The sequence below is a fragment of the uncultured Dokdonia sp. genome, assembly GCF_937910895.1.
GTDB lineage: Bacteria > Bacteroidota > Bacteroidia > Flavobacteriales > Flavobacteriaceae > Dokdonia.
This window is the reverse complement of the sequence record NZ_CALEMI010000160.1, coordinates 1-18,040: the sequence shown is the minus strand read 5'-3', so window position 1 is coordinate 18,040 and position 18,040 is coordinate 1. Positions and strand designations below refer to the sequence as shown.

Here is an 18,040-nt window from a genome sequence, read left to right as displayed (position 1 = left end):
TTAGCCTATGAAGAAGCAATTTATTTTTGTAATAGTGTTGGTTTTTGGTGTGTTCGCTTTCGCGAAAGCGCAATCAGAACAACTCGCACGTAATTACTTTGATCAAGGGCAGTTTGAAAAAGCAGTTATTTCGTATCAAAAAACATTAAAAAAGCAACCCAATAACAACGCAGCACTCGTTGGTCTTATTAAGACATATCAACAACTAGAAGATTATATCGCGGTTAAAAAACTAATAGAAAAAGAGATTGATCAATCTCGATACAAGGGATTACTCCTTGTTGAGTTAGGATATAACTATCAGCTACAAGGACAAGATTCTATTGCAAAAATCCAATATGATAGTGCCATTCAACTCGTTAGAGATCGTATGACGAGTGCCTATCGTGTAGGGAAGACCCTTGAGGATCATAGCTTGCTAGAAGAAGCCGTCAGGGCGTATGAGGCAGGCATGGAGGCTAATCCTAATAGTAATTTTAATAGGCAACTCGCACGTATTTATGGCGAATTAGGACAACTGGAAAAGATGTTTGACAGCTTTCTCAATTTGGCTAATGAAAACCAAGCCTATATAGCTTCGGCGCAACGTAATTTTGCGCTTTTTATCTCAGAAGATCCCACCAACGAAGCCAATATTGTCTTTAGAAAAACACTTCTTAAACGCCTTCAAGCCGAACAAAACATCATTTATAATGAATTGTTAAGTTGGCTGTTTATTCAACAAAAAGAATATAAAAAAGCCTTTACACAAGAAAAAGCAATCTTTAAACGCACCGATGGAAATATTACGGGAGTCATCGATCTTGCAGGAATCACCATAGAAGCAAATGCACTAGAAGAAGCACAAGAGATTCTTGAATATATTAAAGAAGTGTCGGTAGACGATCAGACAAAACTAGATGCAGAGCAACAATTATTAAAAATCGAAATCAAAAAAGCAACCACTACCTCAGAGCAAGAACGTATCCGCGTTCGTTACAAGGCACTTCTTGAGCAATATGGAATTAATGGGTATACAGTACCGATACAAATTGATTATGCACATTTTCTAGCCTTTGATATGAAAACACCTGGCGAAGGCGCTACCTTTTTAAAACAAAGTATCAAAGAAGAAATGAATCGTTTTGATGAAGCAAGACTTAAAATGGAGCTTGCTGATATTTTAGTATTGCAAGAAAAATTTAATCAAGCACTAATTTATTATTCGCAAATCCAGAATAAAATCCAAAATAATGTGATCTCTCAAGAAGCACGCTTTAAAGTAGCAAGAACGAGTTATTATAAAACAGATTTTGCTTGGGCAGAAATCCAGCTAGATGTCTTAAAGTCGAGTGCCACACAGCTTATTGCAAATGATGCCTTAGCACTTTTATTGGTTATACGGGATAATTCTCAAGAAGATACGTTACAAACAGCACTTAAGAAATATGCAAAAGCAGATTTGTTAAGCTATCAAAACAAACCAGAATTAGCGATAAATATGTATGATGAGATTTTGTTAGAACATAAAGGTGAGAGTATAGAAGATGAGGCGTTACTCGCACAGGCAAAGTTGTATGAAGCAAAGTTCGCTTTCGCGAAAGCAGAAAAAAACTATATCACCATCATCGAGTTTTATAAAGACGGTATTCTCGCAGATGATGCCTATTATCGCTTGGCAAAACTGTATGAAGGGCCGTTGCAACAACCAGAGAAAGCCAAAAATAACTATGAGCGTATTATCTTTGATTTTGCAGATAGCATTTACTACGTTGAAGCTCAAAAACGATTCAGAGCCTTGAGAGGCGATGCGATTAATTGAGTGCTTTTTTACGTGTTTTAAACATAATTACCCTTTATTAAAAGAATCACATGATTATATATAATGTCACTATAAATATAGAAGAGTCTATAGAACAAGAATGGCTTGCATGGATGCAACAAGAACATATTCCAGAGATGATTGCCACCGGTAAGTTTGTCAAAGCCTTAATGACCAAGGTACTTGTAGAAGAAGATATGGGAGGTGTTACCTACTCGGTACAGTACGGTTGTCCTAGTAAAGAAAAACTACAAGCCTATTATGATCAAGATGCTGAGCGCTTACGATCGCAGAGCAATCGGTTTGCAGGGAAGTTTGTAGCTTTCAGAACAGAATTGGAAGTGATAAGTCAGCATTGATGCATAAAGAATATTTTATAAAACGTATCTCCTTTTGGTTTCTAGCAAAATTAGCTGTTTATGTAATAGTTGTTGTTGTCTTTTGGAAGCACATATACATTATACTTTTAATTGATTTTTTTATTAATTGGTGGATCAAAGGGGATGGACCTATTGATTTTTTAAAATCATATTGGATAGGCATTCAAGATATTCTTTTTAATAAAGAAGGGGTTTATTTTGTTTTAGGAATTTCTGAAGAGGGTATTAAAACAAAAAATGGTGACTATCTGTTTAGCGAAATAAAAAACTACGAAATCTCTAGAGGTGGGAGCGAACCTTTCCTACTATTAAAAACAGGGAGAAGAATAGATCTTAATATTTCTTGGCTCAAAAAGGATGAGCAATTAGAGATTGACAGGCATTTGCAAGAACGAATTAATGATCTACAAACAAGTAGATCAAGATAACACCGTCAAAAAAATTATCTTAGAATAAAGAAGTAAAAAAAGGAAGTGTACCTTTGGTCTGTATCATAGGAAGCAACCTATATACAAGAACGAATTCATGGGTAGAAAAAATTCAAATTCAAACGTGAAGCCAAAACGTACTTTCGAAAAGCCACACTCAAAATCTAATAAAAGTGACCAGGGAGTTACCGCAAAAAAACACCTTGGGCAACACTTTTTGGGAGATGAAGATGTAGCAAAACAAATAGGCGATACCCTCACCCTAGAAGGCTATTCTAATGTATTAGAAATAGGACCAGGCACAGGTGTATTAACCAAATACATTCTAGAAAAACCAATTGACCTCATTGCCATGGATCTCGATAGAGAATCCATTGCCTATTTAAATAGTACGTTTAAGTTAGAACAAAAAATAAGCAGTCCAGATAAATTTCAAGTGCTTGAAGCTGATGTTTTAAAATATCCTATCGAAACACTTTTCCCAAAACAACCTTTTGCCATTACAGGAAATTTTCCTTACAATATCTCCACACAAATTGTCTTTAAAACCCTAGAAAATAAAGAACGTATCCCTGAGTTTACTGGGATGTTTCAAAAAGAAGTCGCACTGCGTATTTGTGCTTTGCACGGAAGTAAAACCTACGGTATTTTGTCGGTATTAGTACAAGCTTTTTATGATGCGGAGTATTTGTTTACAGTACCTCCCACCGTTTTTATTCCACCTCCCAAGGTAGATAGTGGGGTGCTTCGATTGCGACGCAAAGAAAATTATAAAGACATAGGTTGTGATGAAAAACAATTATTTGTGGTGGTAAAAATGGCTTTTCAGCAACGTCGTAAAACTTTGCGTAATAGTTTAAAAAGGATGGTGTTAAGTGACCGCTTTCGCGAAAGCGAAATTCTTAATAAACGCCCTGAGCAATTATCTGTTCAAGATTTCATAAAACTAACCAGTGATATTGCATCGGATTTGGAATAGGGTTTCCCTATATTTGTGATCGCTCAAAAAGAAACCGTATGTCATTCGAAATTACAGACATATTACTAGAAGAAATTAAAGATCATATCCGTATTGGAAATGATACCGCACTGCATGAAATTTTTGAAGATGTGCATTTTGCCGATGTTGCAGAGACACTAGACGCTGTAAATTGGGAAGAAGCGGTATATCTATTGCGTTTACTCGATAGTGAGACCACCTCTGAAGCCCTCATGGAACTTGATGAGGATGTACGAGAGCGTTTACTAGATAGCCTTACACCGAAGGAGATTGCAGAAGAGATAGAAGAAATGGATACCGATGATGCGGTAGATGCCATTTCAGAGTTAGACTCGGCGACTCAAGAAGCGGTTATAGGGCATATAGAAGATGAGGAGCATAAGGCGGATATCCGCGAACTTATGCAGTATGATGATGACTCTGCGGGAGGGCTGATGGCAAAAGAGTTAATCAAAGTAAAAGAAACGTGGACCGTTGCTGGCTGTGTGAGAGAAATGCGCCGTCAGGCAGAAGAGGTAACACGTGTGCATGCTGTGTATGTAGTAACTAAAGAAAATGTGCTGATAGGAAGACTTTCTCTTAAAGATCTTCTGACATCTGACACAAAAACAAAAATATCTGAAATCTATATCCCCAAAGTAGATTCGGCTCATGTTAATGATAAAGCAGAAGATGTTGCCAAAATCATGCAGAAATATGACTTAGAAGCTATTCCTGTAGTAGATGATAATAACATACTTTTAGGACGTATTACCATAGATGATATTGTAGATTTTATACGTGATGAGGCAAAAGAAGATTACCAACTTGCAGCAGGTATTACACAAGAAGTAGAGGCAGATGATAGTATCTTAGAGCTTACAAAAGCAAGATTACCTTGGTTATTTTTAGGTTTGATAGGAGGGGTAGGAGCTGCTACGATTATGGGAGGCTTTGAAGACATTTTAAAAGACTATGCCTTATTGTTTTTTTATACACCCCTGATCGCTGCCATGGCTGGAAACGTAGGGGTACAATCTAGTGCGATCATTGTTCAAGGTCTTGCCAATGATGATGTAAAAGGAAGTATTGGGAATCGGTTATTTAAAGAAATGCTCCTAGCGGCACTTAACGGGTTGATTCTAGGAATTGTGCTATTTGGTTTTACTGCTATTTGGTATGGCGATTATAAAGCAGCGATGGCAATCTCTATCTCTCTTTTTGTCGTGATTATTATGGCAGGAATCATAGGGACTTTTATCCCATTATTTTTACATAAACGAGGCATTGATCCTGCTATTGCTACGGGTCCTTTTATCACAACAAGCAATGATATTTTTGGTATTTTAATTTACTTTTGGATTGCCAAAATGATCTTATTTTGACCTCAAAAATATTTGAATACACACTTACCGTTCCGCCATCGGCAATAGATGTCTTGGGACATGTAAATAATGTTGTCTATCTAGATTGGGTGCAAATAGTCGCCTCAAAACATTGGAATCACGCCACCGCTACTTATTTTGAAAACGAAGACCCTACAGAAGAGCGCATAGGAATTAAAAAAATGGCTTGGGTGGTGCTAGATCATCATATTACTTATAAAGCCGAAGCTTTGGAAGGTGATGAATTAGTTATCACCACTTTTGTTGAGAAAATGGGAGGTGTTCGCTCAGAACGCCACACAAAAATTACCCGAAAAAAAGATCAAAAATTAGTGGTGACTGCAATGACAAATTGGTGTTTACTCAAAATGCCAGAAGCAAAACCGATGCGAATTCCAGAAGCTATTATCGCGTTGTTTTAGACAACAGATTTATGTATCTTTCTTAGATAAATAAGGGCTATGAAACCAATTAATGTTAAAGAAAAGTTGACCAAGTTTGATAAGCAATGGCATCCTCATCAAATAGCTTTGGTAGACGATATGCAAGTGATTTTGGCTAAAATTTCTGGGGAGTTTGTGTGGCATAGTCACAAGAATGAAGATGAGTTATTTTATGTACAAAAGGGGGTTTTGGAAATGCGCTTTCGTACTCCGATAACACTCAGTACAGACTCTAGTCAGGAATATAAAGAATGGTCAGAAATTGTGCAAGAAGGAGAGATTATTGTAGTGCCTAAAGGCGTAGAGCATTACCCCACGACCAAAGAAGGAGAAGAAGTGCATCTGTTACTTTTTGAAAAACAAAACACAGCGCACACGGGCGAAGTACAACACGAAAAAACGCAAACAGAATATCCTAAGATATAACACGTACCATTTATAAAATCAATCTATCCCTTCATTAAATAGTTCCCTCAAATATGCGTATTCTTCATCTAGATCAAAATCATCCATTACTCATAGAACAATTGACTATTGCAAGACATGATAATGAAGAAAATTACACGATTTCAAAAGAAGAAACGGAGAAGATCATCTCAGGCTATGATGGGATTGTAATACGAAGTCGGTTTAAGATTGATAGACAATTTATAGATGCTGCCCAGCATTTAAAATTCATTGCAAGAGTTGGCGCAGGTTTGGAGAGTATTGATATTCCGTATGCAGAAAGTAAAGGAATCTATCTTATAAGTGCTCCAGAAGGCAATCGTAATGCGGTGGGAGAGCATGCACTCGGGATGATCCTTTCGCTATTTAACAAACTCCATCAAGCAGATGCAGAGGTCAAAGCAGGTCAATGGAATCGAGAGTCCAATCGCGGACTTGAATTGGAAGGAAAAACCGTTGGTATTATTGGCTATGGCAATATGGGAAAAGCTTTTGCAAAAAAACTGCAAGGGTTTGACTGCGACGTATTGTGTTATGATATTTTAAACAATGTGGGAGATGCAAATGCCCGACAAGTAACCCTTGAAGAGTTACAGGCAAAGACAGATGTACTAAGCTTACATACGCCTTGGACGCCTCAAACGGATAAGATGGTAGATGATGCGTTTATTGCCGCTTTCGCGAAAGCGTTCTATCTCATAAATACGGCTAGAGGTAAAAGTGTGGTCACATCTGCGTTAGTCAATGCATTACAAAACGGAAAAATAAAAGGAGCAGGGTTGGATGTATTAGAATATGAAAAGGCATCTTTTGAAACCCTTTTTACCTCAAAAGAAGATGTGCCAGCCCCCTTACAATATCTAATAAATTCAAAAAATGTGTTGCTTACCCCACATATTGCTGGATGGACCGTAGAAAGCAAACGTAAATTGGCACAAACCATTGTAGACAAAATCCTCAGAAAGTTTTAGTACTTTTAATACCAAATGGACTTTAAAATAAGCCTATAAAATTTGAATTATATAGTGCTTAGATAAATAAGAAAATTCAGGCATAGCCTAAGCTACGGTTTCATTTATTGTGAAATATAAGTGCTATAGAAGCTAATTATAAGGCTTGTTTTAATATTTATTTGGTATAAGACGGATGAAAAAAACAGTTTTAATTTTTGGGATGCTTGCATTTGCTATTTTAGCACTACTTCAATTGAGCAAATACGCATTAATTTCTGGAGACCTAACCATAGAACTAATTATAAGCGGGATTGCTATTGTGTTTTTTGTAATAGGCGTAGCTATCCAAAAACGATTTAGGAAACAAGAAACAGAATCCAAAGAAATAGACCAAAAACAACTAGATACTATTGGTTTAAGTAAGCGAGAATACGAAGTGCTTATTGAGATGGCATCTGGCTATAGTAATAAAGAAATAGCAACACATCTTTTTGTTTCAGAAAGTACCATTAAAACCCATGTTTCTAACGTTTTTTTAAAACTAGACGCAAAGCGACGTACACAAGCCATTCAAAAGGCAAAAGAGTTACAAATCTTGCCTATTTAACAGGATTCCTACCAAAGTAGGATCACTTTGGTACTTTAGTATGAGATACATTTTTGAGGATTCAGATACTTTTGCTCCAATAGTTTAAATACAGGAATTATGAAAAAAACAATCAAGAAATTTGGTGCCTACGCTTTTATCATTGGAATCATGTTATTCTTTTGTATGCTTTATTTTGGAAGCAGATTTGATTACGGAACTCAAGAATTTTTAGGATATGCAACCATAGTAATCGCACTTTCTACCGTGTTTTTTGGTGTCAAATATTACAGAGATCAAGAAAACAATGGAAAACTATCTTTTAAAAAAGCACTTAGTCTAGGGCTCTTTATTAGTGTATTTGTAGGACTAGGAATAGGGTTAATGGATGGATTTTACGTCTCTGTGATTAATCCTGATTTTTTTCAAGAATATTCAGAAGCTTCGATGAAGGTATTAAAAGAAGCTGGAGACACACAAAAACTAGAAGAAATGAAAGCACAAATGCAGCAATTTGAATCTATGTCACCAGTAGCTTTGAGCTTATTTTCAGGGGGATTGATGTTTATTACGGTAATGTTGGTAGGTCTTATTATTTCGATCCTTTCTGGTTTACTATTACAAAAGAAGTAAATGTTTAATTAATAAATACCCGCCTTTGCGGGCATATATATGAAAAGAGTCACAGGAATAGGCGGTATGTTTTTCAAGAGTGAAGACCCCGACGCACAAAAAGAATGGTATAAAAAACACTTAGGATTGCCTACAGATCAATATGGTTGGACTTTCTGGTGGCGAGACGAAAATGGAAATAAATGTTCTACGCAATGGAGTCCTATGGGGGCAGATACCACCTATTTTTCTCCAAGTGAAAAGCCATTTATGTTTAACTTTAGAGTAGATAATCTCACAGCATTACTCAAAGTGCTCAAGGAAGAAGGTGTTACTATTGTTGGTAAAATAGAAGAATATGACTATGGGAAATTTGGTTGGATTTTAGATCCAGAAGGGAACAAAATAGAACTGTGGGAACCTATAGATAAGGCTTTCCTCTAGTCTGGTTAGGGGTAAAAGACCTATTTAGGGATGAAAAGAAATTTTTTTAGTCAATTTCTGCCCTTTTTTTAATAGTTTTAGGATTATAATCTCACTAAAACTAAAAACAATGAGCGAAGAAACGAATCAAGGTCAAGGGGACGACCTTAAAGACAAAGCAAAAAAAATGGCTGATGAAGCCAGTGAAAAAGCAAGCGAATTTGCAGACGATGTAAAAGATTCTGCAAAAGATTTTTCCGATAGCGCAAAAGAAGAATGGAATAAAGTAACCAATAGTACGGATAATAAGAAAATGCTGGCAGGATTGCTTGCGATATTTGTAGGATGGTTAGGTGTTCATAAGTTTGTCTTGGGCTATCAGAAAGAAGGAATTATTATGCTTGTTATTTCTATAATAGGAATTGTACTATCTTGCATAGGGATTGGCATTTTTGTAGTATGGGCAATGGGACTCGTTGGCCTTATAGAAGGAATTATGTACCTTACAAAAAGTGATGAAGAATTCTATAATACCTACCAAGTCGGAAAGAAACCTTGGTTCTAATTAGAAAATAATAAAAAGCCTAAAGATATCCTTTAGGCTTTTTTATAAAATTTAACATCGTAATATTGCTATATTACTTTTTATTCTTAATTTTACAAAAGACAAAAGACAAAAGACAAAAGCTATGGGCGTTACAAAAAGACATATTCACTCGATGAGAGCAAATCAAATGGCAGACCTAGCAAAGATACTTTCTAATCCTGCTAGAGTAGCTATTTTGGAATATATAGGAGATTGCGACGGTTGTTTGTGTCAAGATATTGCAGAAAAAATACGATTATCACAACCCACTACTTCTCAACATTTACAAGTCATCCGTAAAGCAGGCTTACTAAAAAGTCAGTTTAAAGGAAAGGCACAATACTATAGTATTGATTTGAGAAAATGGGAACAATTACAACAACACTTTCAGGATTTCTTTGAGGCAACAAGAATAAAATGCTGTTAGATCATGAGTACACCTTTACTTCATAAAGCGTATGATAGTCGTCTGTTTAGTGAGCAGGGCAATGATCTTATTCAGCAGATAAGTCATTATTTGGAGCAAAACACCACAGGACAAAATAAAAAGATGAATACGTGGGTAGACCCTCAAGAAGAGTATGCTTTTTGGAAAACGTATACACAAGAAAATCACCCAACACCCTCTTTTTTTGAAACTGTTTTAAAACGATCTATACACATACACCATCCTCATTGTATTGGACATCAAGTAGCACCTACAGTTCCTGTTTCAGCATTAGCAACCTTATTAAGTGCACAACTTAATAACGGGATGGCGGTTTATGAAATGGGTCAAGCCAGTTCTGCCATAGAAAGAGTTGTCATCGAATTTTTCACAGAAACCATAGGTTGGAAAAATGGAGATGGTTTTCTAACCTCTGGAGGGACACTCGCAAACCTGACCGCATTATTAGCCGCTCGTAAAGCAAAGGCGTCTTCAGATATTTGGAATGATGGTCACGATCGTAAACTTGCTATTCTGGTATCAGAAGAGGCGCATTATTGTGTAGATCGTTCGGCAAGAATTATGGGGCTAGGAGAAGCGGGGATTGTTAAAGTACCTGTAGGTGACAATTATAAAATACGAGTTGATCTTTTGCAACACTATTATGATCAAGCGACAAAAGATGGATTTGAAGTCATTGCTGTGATAGGCAGTGCTCCTTCAACAAGTACTGGGATCTATGACGATTTGGAAGGTGTTTCCGCTTTCGCGAAAGCAAACAACCTCTGGTTTCACATTGACGGTGCGCATGGAGGAGCTGCCATATTCTCTCAAAAATATAAGTACTTATTAAAAGGGATCACCAAAGCAGATTCTATCATTATAGACGGGCATAAAATGATGGGTACTTCTTCTATCACTACCGCAGTACTTTTTAAAAATACTGCCGATAGCTATGCAACCTTTAGCCAAAAAGCACAATATCTGTGGGAGCAAAACGACGATCCCGATTGGTATAATTATGCCAAACGCACGTTTGAGTGTACTAAGAGTATGATGAGTTTACGATTTTATGCGATTCTCAATGCCTACGGAGTTGCTTTTTTTGATGATTTTGTAACTACCCTTTACGATAGTGGGCATGCGTTTTCTGAAACGCTCAAAAACCATTCTGACTTTGAAATTGCTTTAGAAGCACAGAGTAATATTGTTTGTTTTAGATATACAGGAGGTGTTCCTGAAGCACAGATTCAAGAGGTCAATAAAGCCATCCGAAAGACATTATTGGAAGACGGAGAATTTTACATAGTGTCAACCGTATTAAAAGGAGAAATGTGGCTTCGTACCACATTTATGAATCCATTTACAACCGAAACACATACCCAAAAATTAGTAGAAAAAATAAGAACAATAGCAAAAAAGATCGTATGAAAACACAAGAATTTTTAAACACGCTAAAGGAGCATCAAGGAAAATCGCTACTATTTGAATATGCACCAAATTTACTGGTAGGAGCCAACTATCATATCACCGAAGTAAAGCACGTAACCATTGATTCTGTAGATTGTGGTGCTGGGGTTGATGCTTGGAAAGAAACCATTATTCAATTATGGGAAGATCCTAACGAGTTGGGAAAAACCGAATTTATGAGTGCCTATAAAGCGATGGCGATTCTGTCTAAAGTGGGACAGATGAAATCGTATGTCATGGATGCAGAAGTCCGTATTGAATATAGCAATGCCAACTTTCACACTGCACAATTGTATGTGAATGATTACGAAATACGGGGTAATAATTTATTGCTTAAACTCGCGACACAACCCACCGATTGTAAAGCAAAAGAAACCTGTGGTATTGCAGAGCCTGTGGAAGCCAATGCTCAAGCAGGTGGATGCACTCCAGGTGGCGGTTGCTGCTAATGTTGTCACTCTGAGCTTGTCGGAGGGAGGTTGATAAATTAACTATTATTTTATGTGATGATACATCAAGCATACATTCGCTTGTTCCAAAAAGAAGATTATGCTGCTTGCGCGAAAATCTATAAAGAGGGCATGGATACAGGAATCGCTACGTTTGAAACCATCGTCCCCGATTGGGAAGTATGGGATGCTAAATTTTTATTCCAATGTCGGTTTGTTGCAGAAGTAGATAATACCGTTTTAGGATGGTGTGCCTTGAGTCCATTTTCTTCCAGAAAAGTGTACAGTGGTGTCGCCGAAGTGACCATTTACATAGCATCAGAAGCACAGGGTATGGGCATCGGCAAAAAGCTTTTAGAACAGCTCGTAACAGAAAGCGAGGGTGCTGGATTCTGGACGTTACAGGCTAGGATTTTCCCAGAGAATATAGCGAGTATTAAACTACATGAGAAATGTGGTTTTAGGGTAGTAGGAACACGAGAGAAGTTAGGAATGCGTGACGGGGTTTGGTATGATAATGTGTTGCTGGAAAGAAGGAGTGATTTGATATGAAGCCTTTTGGTTATATGGTTTGATCGAGCGCCGTAGAGACCTATAAAAATAAATAAGAAGTGTAAAGGAAGATTTAAAAAGATATCCGCCTTTGCGGATATAAAAGTGAATTAATTATGAAAAAAAACATACTCGTACTTTGTACAGGAAATAGTTGCCGTAGCCAGATGGCACATGGATATTTAAATGTGATGGCAGGTGATAAAGCGACCATCTATTCGGCGGGAATAGAAACGCATGGAATCAACCCTGGAGCAGCAGCTACCATGGCAAAAGACGGCATAGATATTACCTCACATACATCAAATAACGTAAATGAGTATGAAGGCATCAATTGGGATTTTATCATTACAGTGTGTGATCATGCGTATGAAAACTGTCCGTTTATTGCGGCGCCTAATGCCACTAGATTACATCATAACTTTTATGATCCGTCCAAGTTTGTAGGAAGTAAGGAAGATACGGAGGCTGCTTTCGCGAAAGCGAGAGACGAAATAAAACAGTATTGTAAAGATTTTGTAGCCTCACATATATAAGTGTCAATTACATAACAGGTAGAGATTTCTATAGTTCCAGCGTATGGGAAAGGTGTTTTTTGAATATTTGCTATGCTTTCGCGAAAGCATATTCTTATATAATATTAACAGTTTTTAAGTTGCTTTTTCTGTAATTTTAAGCAAAACTCTTTTCCGATGAAAAAATTATTCCTCACGCTGAGTGCTTTCTTGTTTACTTTTGGCGCTATAGCTCAAATTAATTTAGAGTATCAAAAACCTCCCAAAGAAATTTTAGACCTAGTAGATGTTCCGCGAGCACCTAGCGTTATTATGAATTCTGATGGAGACACTATGCTATTATTATATCGCGATAGTTATAAGGATATTGCGACCCTTTCTGAAAAAGAACTACGTCTGGGCGGACTTCGTATCAATCCAAAAACCAATATAGGGAGCCGTGTCACGTATTCTAATAATGTAAAAATTAAAGGAGTTACAGAAAAAGAAGCACGGCAGGTTGTTGGCTTACCTGACACCCCAAAACTAAGTAATTTTAGTTGGTCGCCAGATGAGTCTAAAATGGCGCTTACCAATACGATAGATGATGCTGTAGAGGTATGGATACTCGATATTGCTTCAGCGACAGTATCTAAATTACAAACCCCTGCACTTAATGCAAATATGGGAAATCCATTGCGCTGGTTTAAAGATGGTAATAGTTTGCTTATAAAAGTGATTCCCACATCTAGGAAAGCACTTATTAATACTGAAGAAGCAGTTCCAACAGGTCCTACGATCTCAACAAGCAACGGATCAAAAGCACAAAACCGTACCTATCAGGATTTACTACAAAATCCAAATGATGTGTTCAACTTTGAACAATTAGCGACTTCTAGCCTTATGAAGCTAGATCTGAACGGCAGTATTACTTCTTGGAAAGAAGCGGCGATGTATAGCGATATTTCTCTATCTCCAGATGGAAACTATTGGATGGTTACTACGATAGAAAAACCATTTTCTTATATAGTTCCTTATCGTCGTTTTCCGCAAACATCTCTAGTTTATAAAGCAGATGGAACACTCGTAAAAAAGATTAATGAAGTCCCGCTTATAGAAGAATTACCTAAAGGATTTATGGCTACTCGGAAAGGGAAACGTAGTATGCAATGGCGTTCTGATGCGCCAGCGACCTTAGTTTGGGCAGAGGTTCTAGATAATGGTGATCCCGAAGTAGATGTTGCATATCGTGATCAGGTGTATATGCAGGAGGCACCTTTTACAAAAACGCCACAAAAAGTATTACAAACGGTAGGTCGTTTTAGTGGGATTCAGTGGGGTAACAACCAAACCGCTGTGGCGTATGATTATTGGTGGAATACCCGTAATACAAAAACATATATTTTTAATCCTTCAAATTCAAGCAATACAGGGGAGATTATAACAGATCGTAATTATCAGGATGTATATAGTGATCCCGGAAATTTTGTAACACATGAAAACGATTATGGGCGTACTATTCTTACGCTAGAAAATAACGAACTCTTCTTAATGGGTGCTGGCTATAGCGAGAAAGGACAATTTCCTTTTATAGACGCGATGAATATAAAAACGGGAAAGACAAAACGCCTGTATGAATCTCAGTATACGGACAAGTTGGAGAGTCTACAAAGCGCTATTGATATAAAAAAGGGAGACATCTTAGTGCGTATTGAGTCATCTACAGAGTATCCTAATTACTATATACGGAATATTAAGAAAGATAAGCTTACGCAGATTACAGCTTTTGAGAATCCTTTTGCAAGTATACAAGATGTACATAAGGAAGTAATTACCTATAAGCGTGACGATGGATTAGAACTGACAGGAACTTTGTATTTGCCAGTAGGATATGATAAAGAAAAGAAGGAAAAGATGCCTATGATTTTGTGGGCGTATCCTGAAGAGTTTAAGGATAAGAATAGTGCTGCACAGTCTACAAAAAATAAAAATGAGTTTACGTACCTATATTATGGTTCTATGATTTATTGGATCACCCGGGGATATGTGGTGCTAGATGATGCCTCGTTTCCCATTGTAGGAGAAGGTGATGAAGAGCCTAATGATAGCTTTAGAAAACAGTTGGTAGCCAATGGAAAAGCAGCTATTGATGCTGTAGACGCATTAGGATATATAGATCGGAATCGTGTAGGAGTAGGAGGACACTCTTATGGTGCATTTATGACCGCCAATTTACTTTCTCATTCAAACCTTTTTGCAGCGGGTATCGCCCGGAGCGGTGCATATAATAGAACGCTTACTCCTTTTGGTTTTCAGAGTGAAGAACGTAGCTATTGGGAAGCACCAGAAATATACTACAATATGTCTCCATTTATGCACGCAGATAAAATGAAAACACCACTGCTCCTCGTGCATGGAGTTGCAGATAATAATTCTGGAACCTATCCTTTACAGAGTGAGCGTTATTTTAATGCCTTAAAAGGATTAGGCGCTACCGCTAGGCTGGTAATGCTTCCTAAAGAAAGTCACGGGTATCGTGCTAAGGAGTCTATACTACACCTTTTATGGGAACAAGATCAATGGCTAGAGAAGTATGTGAAGAATAAAGAAACAGCTACCATCACTGATGATCAAGAGTTGAAAAACTAATATCTTTTTAGTAGATCATAAAGCCACTCAACGATTTGTTGGATGGTTTTTTTGCTTTAACGCTTCGCTCTCCCTATGGTCGTGAATCTCACAAGTTCGATTTCGTGAAAGCGAGAGATAGGATAAAGAATAGTATCTGGAATTTTAATAAAACATTTGTAAATATGTTGGTTAACCTTTCAATTAAAAATTAACAAACAAGAGTTAGTAAAACACTCGTTTATAAAAAAACCAAATTCATTAATGCTTGTAGCCATAGGGTTTTGTGTAATTTCATCATTAATCGCAGTTTATGATAGGTTTGGTGATAATGATGAAGCTGAAAACCTACCATTACTCACGCACGTCCCTTTTATAATAGGTATGCTTTTAATGGCATATGCTAGCTATAAAAAAAAGAAAAATTAAGTCTAAGCAAATTTTTAACTACTCAAAATCTTAGCGACTTTTGATATATTCTTACTCTCAAACCAGCGTATAAATCGAATCACCCATCGTAAAATTCTGCTTTTTGTGGTAGTGAGTTGAAGTGCTATATTCCCAATAGATCTGTCACGTTTTGTAAAAACCGCTTCGGTATCTAAAGCATTATGGTACTTATTGGCAAATATCCATGCCTCGTCACGCGCAATATTAATACTAAAGGTAGCGATAAGGTCTTCTTTGCCATCTGCTACTTTATCCAGCAAATGAAAGAAAGGAGAGACACGTCCTATTCTTTGCTGTACACCATCGACCATACTAGCTAAAATGGCATTAATTTTATTAAAATCAGTATGTATGTTTTGTAAGTTTCCCTGAGGTCTGATAGTTTCTGAAACAGCGATACCCAAATCTAGATTGATATGTGCATTGACACCTAAGAGCAGGTGTTGTAAGATTAAGAATTTTTGATCTTTGGCAGCCAGAAAAGCGTTTTCCCAAGATAAAGAAGGTTTTTGACCTTCTTTATAGGTAAAGTATGCTTCTAGATATCTATTAGCAAAAATGACATCCAGACGCTCCATTCTTGGATTATCATCAAACTCTTTTTGAGCAATTCCTTCTTTAATTCGCTCGGTTACTTTTTTATAAAGAATAGGGAAGAACGCAAGATTACTGTTGTCTGCTACTTCTGTAATGATAATGCGTTCTAGTATGGAGATCACTTCATCTATTGTTGTAGCTTGTTTCATAGTAATCTAATCAGGTAGTTAGAAAAAATAAAGTTAGAGATAAGTGACTAGACGGTCAAATAAATTATAGCATATTCTATGTGATCTAGAATCCCTATTTTTAAAGCACAAATAATCAAGACATGAAAAAAGTAATATTCCTAGTATTGGCATTCGTAAGTACCTTTACGATTTTTGGGCAGAGTGATAAAGATAAAGTCCAAGAAACCGTTACAAAATCAAAAATAGAAGGTCATATTTATTTTCTTGCCGATGATTTATTGAAAGGGCGAGAGACAGGAACTCCAGAAAATAAAATAGCAGCTTCTTATCTAGCAAATACACTACGTAGTTACGGTGTACAACCCAATCCTCAAACAAAAACGTATTATCAAGAAGTAAATCTCCAAAAAACAACACCTCCTTCTGATGTTAATCTTTCTATTAATGGTACTATTATAAAAGACTACGCTTTATTAGATGTGGCAGCCATTGATTTTTCTAAAGGAGCTGTGTATGTAGGATACGGTCTAGAGCAAGATTATAAAGGAAAATCTGTAGATGGAAAGGTAGTGATTGTAAAAGGAGGTAGTGCAGATACAAAAGACACACGTGCTGCTTTTGGACTATTGGACCAGAAAAGCGAATTAGCAAAAACACAAGGAGCCGTAGCTGTCATTGAGTTATTGAATGCAGAAGAGCAGATGTGGGGTTTTATAGAGCATAATTTTAATGCATCCTCTCTTGGGGTTGCCAAAAAAGAAAAAAAAGGGACAATGCCTTATGTATGGGTATTAGATAAAGAAAACAAAATGGCTAATGGTCTAACAAAAAACAAATCTATATCTATTGCCATTAGCATGAGCGGTCCTAAAGAGGAGGTTGTAACATCTCAAAATGTAATTGGTATTGTAGAGGGTACAGACCCCGTATTAAAAGAAGAATATATCATATACTCAGGACACTATGATCATGTAGGAATAGGGACTCCAGATGCAACAGGAGATACGATTTATAATGGTGCAAGAGATAATGCAGTAGGTACCACTACCGTATTGAGTATGGCTGAAAACCTCGCGAAGTATCCTACAAAACGATCGGCGTTATTTATTTTATTTACGGGTGAAGAAAAAGGACTACTAGGGAGTTCGTTTTACGTAGAAAATCCAGTATTGCCCCTTAAGCAAATGGTTTATTGTTTTAATAGTGATAATGCAGGGTATAATGATACATCACTCGCAACAATTATCGGATTGCCTAGAACGACGGCAAGTCAACATATCAAAGATGCGGCAAGTGCTTTTGGATTAACTGCGGTGGATGATCCTGCTCCAGAACAAGGTCTTTTTGATAGAAGTGATAATGTTAGATTTGCTGCAAAAGGGATTCCAGCACCTACATTTTCTTTAGGTTTTACTGCATTTAATGGTGATGTGACTAAATATTATCACAGACCAGGCGACGAGGCACAAACATTAGATTACGACTATTTGTATAAGTTTTTTAGCGCGTATGTGCTCGCAGGTCGAAATATAGGAAATGACCCAGTTACACCTACTTGGACGGTTGGCGACAAATATGAAGTAGCAGGAAAAGCATTGTATAAAAACTAGTTTTAGGGTTGCGTGCGCTTTCGCGAAAGCATATTTAGAAAAACTACTCTTCTTCTTGGCTTTTGTGACCGTATTTCTTTTCTAGCTCTGCTTGAAACTCTTCCATGACAGGTTTGACGGTGCTTTCAGGAAGATCTGCAATGCGTATATACATAAGCCCGTCTACGGCATTGTTAAATAACGGGTCTACATTAAAGGCAACTACTTTT

Annotated in this window: 20 protein-coding genes; 19 read left to right on the top strand and 1 reads right to left on the bottom strand. The window is 37.0% G+C overall.

Annotated elements, in window-relative coordinates; genetic code table 11:
- The first annotated feature begins 7 nt into the window (after nucleotides 1-7).
- From Q0505_RS19340 to Q0505_RS19255, 18 genes are all read left to right on the top strand, one after another.
- Nucleotides 8-1,801 (top strand): tetratricopeptide repeat protein, encoded by a 1,794-nt coding sequence (locus tag Q0505_RS19340; RefSeq protein ID WP_299216632.1) that lies wholly within the window; start codon nucleotides 8-10, stop codon nucleotides 1,799-1,801.
- Between the two features lie 50 nt (nucleotides 1,802-1,851).
- Nucleotides 1,852-2,160, top strand: a complete 309-nt coding sequence (locus Q0505_RS19335) for a DUF4286 family protein (protein WP_299216629.1) — start codon at nucleotides 1,852-1,854, stop codon at nucleotides 2,158-2,160.
- Nucleotides 2,160-2,609, top strand: a complete 450-nt coding sequence (locus tag Q0505_RS19330; RefSeq protein WP_299216627.1) for a hypothetical protein — start codon at nucleotides 2,160-2,162, stop codon at nucleotides 2,607-2,609. Before Q0505_RS19335 ends, Q0505_RS19330 begins: the two co-directional genes overlap by 1 nt.
- 97 nt (nucleotides 2,610-2,706) lie before the next feature.
- Entirely contained in the window at nucleotides 2,707-3,588 is an 882-nt protein-coding gene (gene rsmA, locus Q0505_RS19325; protein ID WP_299216622.1) for a 16S rRNA (adenine(1518)-N(6)/adenine(1519)-N(6))-dimethyltransferase RsmA, read from the top strand.
- A gap of 38 nt (nucleotides 3,589-3,626) precedes the next feature.
- Nucleotides 3,627-4,973: a magnesium transporter gene (gene mgtE / locus Q0505_RS19320; protein WP_299216620.1), complete on the top strand. Its 1,347-nt coding sequence runs from the start codon at nucleotides 3,627-3,629 to the stop codon at nucleotides 4,971-4,973.
- Nucleotides 4,970-5,395, top strand: a complete 426-nt coding sequence (locus Q0505_RS19315; protein WP_299216617.1) for an acyl-CoA thioesterase — start codon at nucleotides 4,970-4,972, stop codon at nucleotides 5,393-5,395. The genes mgtE and Q0505_RS19315 overlap by 4 nt, the downstream gene beginning before the upstream one ends.
- A gap of 39 nt (nucleotides 5,396-5,434) precedes the next feature.
- The gene (locus Q0505_RS19310) at nucleotides 5,435-5,842 is read left to right on the top strand and encodes a cupin domain-containing protein (protein WP_299216614.1); all 408 of its coding nucleotides are present in this window, start codon (nucleotides 5,435-5,437) and stop codon (nucleotides 5,840-5,842) included.
- Between the two features lie 53 nt (nucleotides 5,843-5,895).
- On the top strand, nucleotides 5,896-6,834 hold the full coding sequence (locus Q0505_RS19305) for a 2-hydroxyacid dehydrogenase (protein ID WP_299216611.1): 939 nt from the start codon (nucleotides 5,896-5,898) through the stop codon (nucleotides 6,832-6,834).
- Nucleotides 6,835-7,009: 175 nt separating this feature from the next.
- Nucleotides 7,010-7,423, top strand: coding sequence for a response regulator transcription factor (locus Q0505_RS19300; RefSeq protein WP_299216608.1), 414 nt, complete (start codon nucleotides 7,010-7,012; stop codon nucleotides 7,421-7,423).
- 99 nt (nucleotides 7,424-7,522) lie between these two features.
- Complete coding sequence (locus Q0505_RS19295) at nucleotides 7,523-8,035, top strand: DUF4199 domain-containing protein (RefSeq protein WP_299216605.1); 513 nt, start codon at nucleotides 7,523-7,525, stop codon at nucleotides 8,033-8,035.
- A 39-nt stretch (nucleotides 8,036-8,074) separates the two neighbouring features.
- Entirely contained in the window at nucleotides 8,075-8,458 is a 384-nt protein-coding gene (locus Q0505_RS19290) for a VOC family protein (protein WP_299216601.1), read from the top strand.
- A gap of 109 nt (nucleotides 8,459-8,567) precedes the next feature.
- Entirely contained in the window at nucleotides 8,568-9,002 is a 435-nt protein-coding gene (locus Q0505_RS19285) for an NINE protein (protein ID WP_299216598.1), read from the top strand.
- Nucleotides 9,003-9,126: 124 nt separating this feature from the next.
- Nucleotides 9,127-9,450, top strand: coding sequence for a metalloregulator ArsR/SmtB family transcription factor (locus Q0505_RS19280; RefSeq protein ID WP_299216595.1), 324 nt, complete (start codon nucleotides 9,127-9,129; stop codon nucleotides 9,448-9,450).
- Nucleotides 9,451-9,453: 3 nt separating this feature from the next.
- Nucleotides 9,454-10,881 (top strand): aminotransferase class I/II-fold pyridoxal phosphate-dependent enzyme, encoded by a 1,428-nt coding sequence (locus Q0505_RS19275; RefSeq protein WP_299216592.1) that lies wholly within the window; start codon nucleotides 9,454-9,456, stop codon nucleotides 10,879-10,881.
- Nucleotides 10,878-11,369, top strand: coding sequence for a DUF6428 family protein (locus tag Q0505_RS19270; protein WP_299216589.1), 492 nt, complete (start codon nucleotides 10,878-10,880; stop codon nucleotides 11,367-11,369). The genes Q0505_RS19275 and Q0505_RS19270 overlap by 4 nt, the downstream gene beginning before the upstream one ends.
- Before the next feature lie 57 nt (nucleotides 11,370-11,426).
- Nucleotides 11,427-11,921, top strand: coding sequence for a GNAT family N-acetyltransferase (locus Q0505_RS19265; RefSeq protein ID WP_299217013.1), 495 nt, complete (start codon nucleotides 11,427-11,429; stop codon nucleotides 11,919-11,921).
- Between the two features lie 116 nt (nucleotides 11,922-12,037).
- Complete coding sequence (locus tag Q0505_RS19260) at nucleotides 12,038-12,457, top strand: arsenate reductase ArsC (protein ID WP_299216586.1); 420 nt, start codon at nucleotides 12,038-12,040, stop codon at nucleotides 12,455-12,457.
- Between the two features lie 156 nt (nucleotides 12,458-12,613).
- Complete coding sequence (locus Q0505_RS19255; RefSeq protein ID WP_299216583.1) at nucleotides 12,614-15,064, top strand: prolyl oligopeptidase family serine peptidase; 2,451 nt, start codon at nucleotides 12,614-12,616, stop codon at nucleotides 15,062-15,064.
- 422 nt (nucleotides 15,065-15,486) lie between these two features.
- On the opposite strand, the gene Q0505_RS19250 is transcribed toward Q0505_RS19255, so the two are convergent.
- Nucleotides 15,487-16,239: a DUF5995 family protein gene (locus Q0505_RS19250; protein WP_299216580.1), complete on the bottom strand. Its 753-nt coding sequence runs from the start codon at nucleotides 16,237-16,239 to the stop codon at nucleotides 15,487-15,489.
- A gap of 122 nt (nucleotides 16,240-16,361) precedes the next feature.
- Between Q0505_RS19250 and Q0505_RS19245 the strand changes: the two genes are divergently transcribed.
- The gene (locus tag Q0505_RS19245; protein ID WP_299216577.1) at nucleotides 16,362-17,831 is read left to right on the top strand and encodes a M28 family peptidase; all 1,470 of its coding nucleotides are present in this window, start codon (nucleotides 16,362-16,364) and stop codon (nucleotides 17,829-17,831) included.
- Nucleotides 17,832-18,040 lie beyond the last annotated feature (209 nt).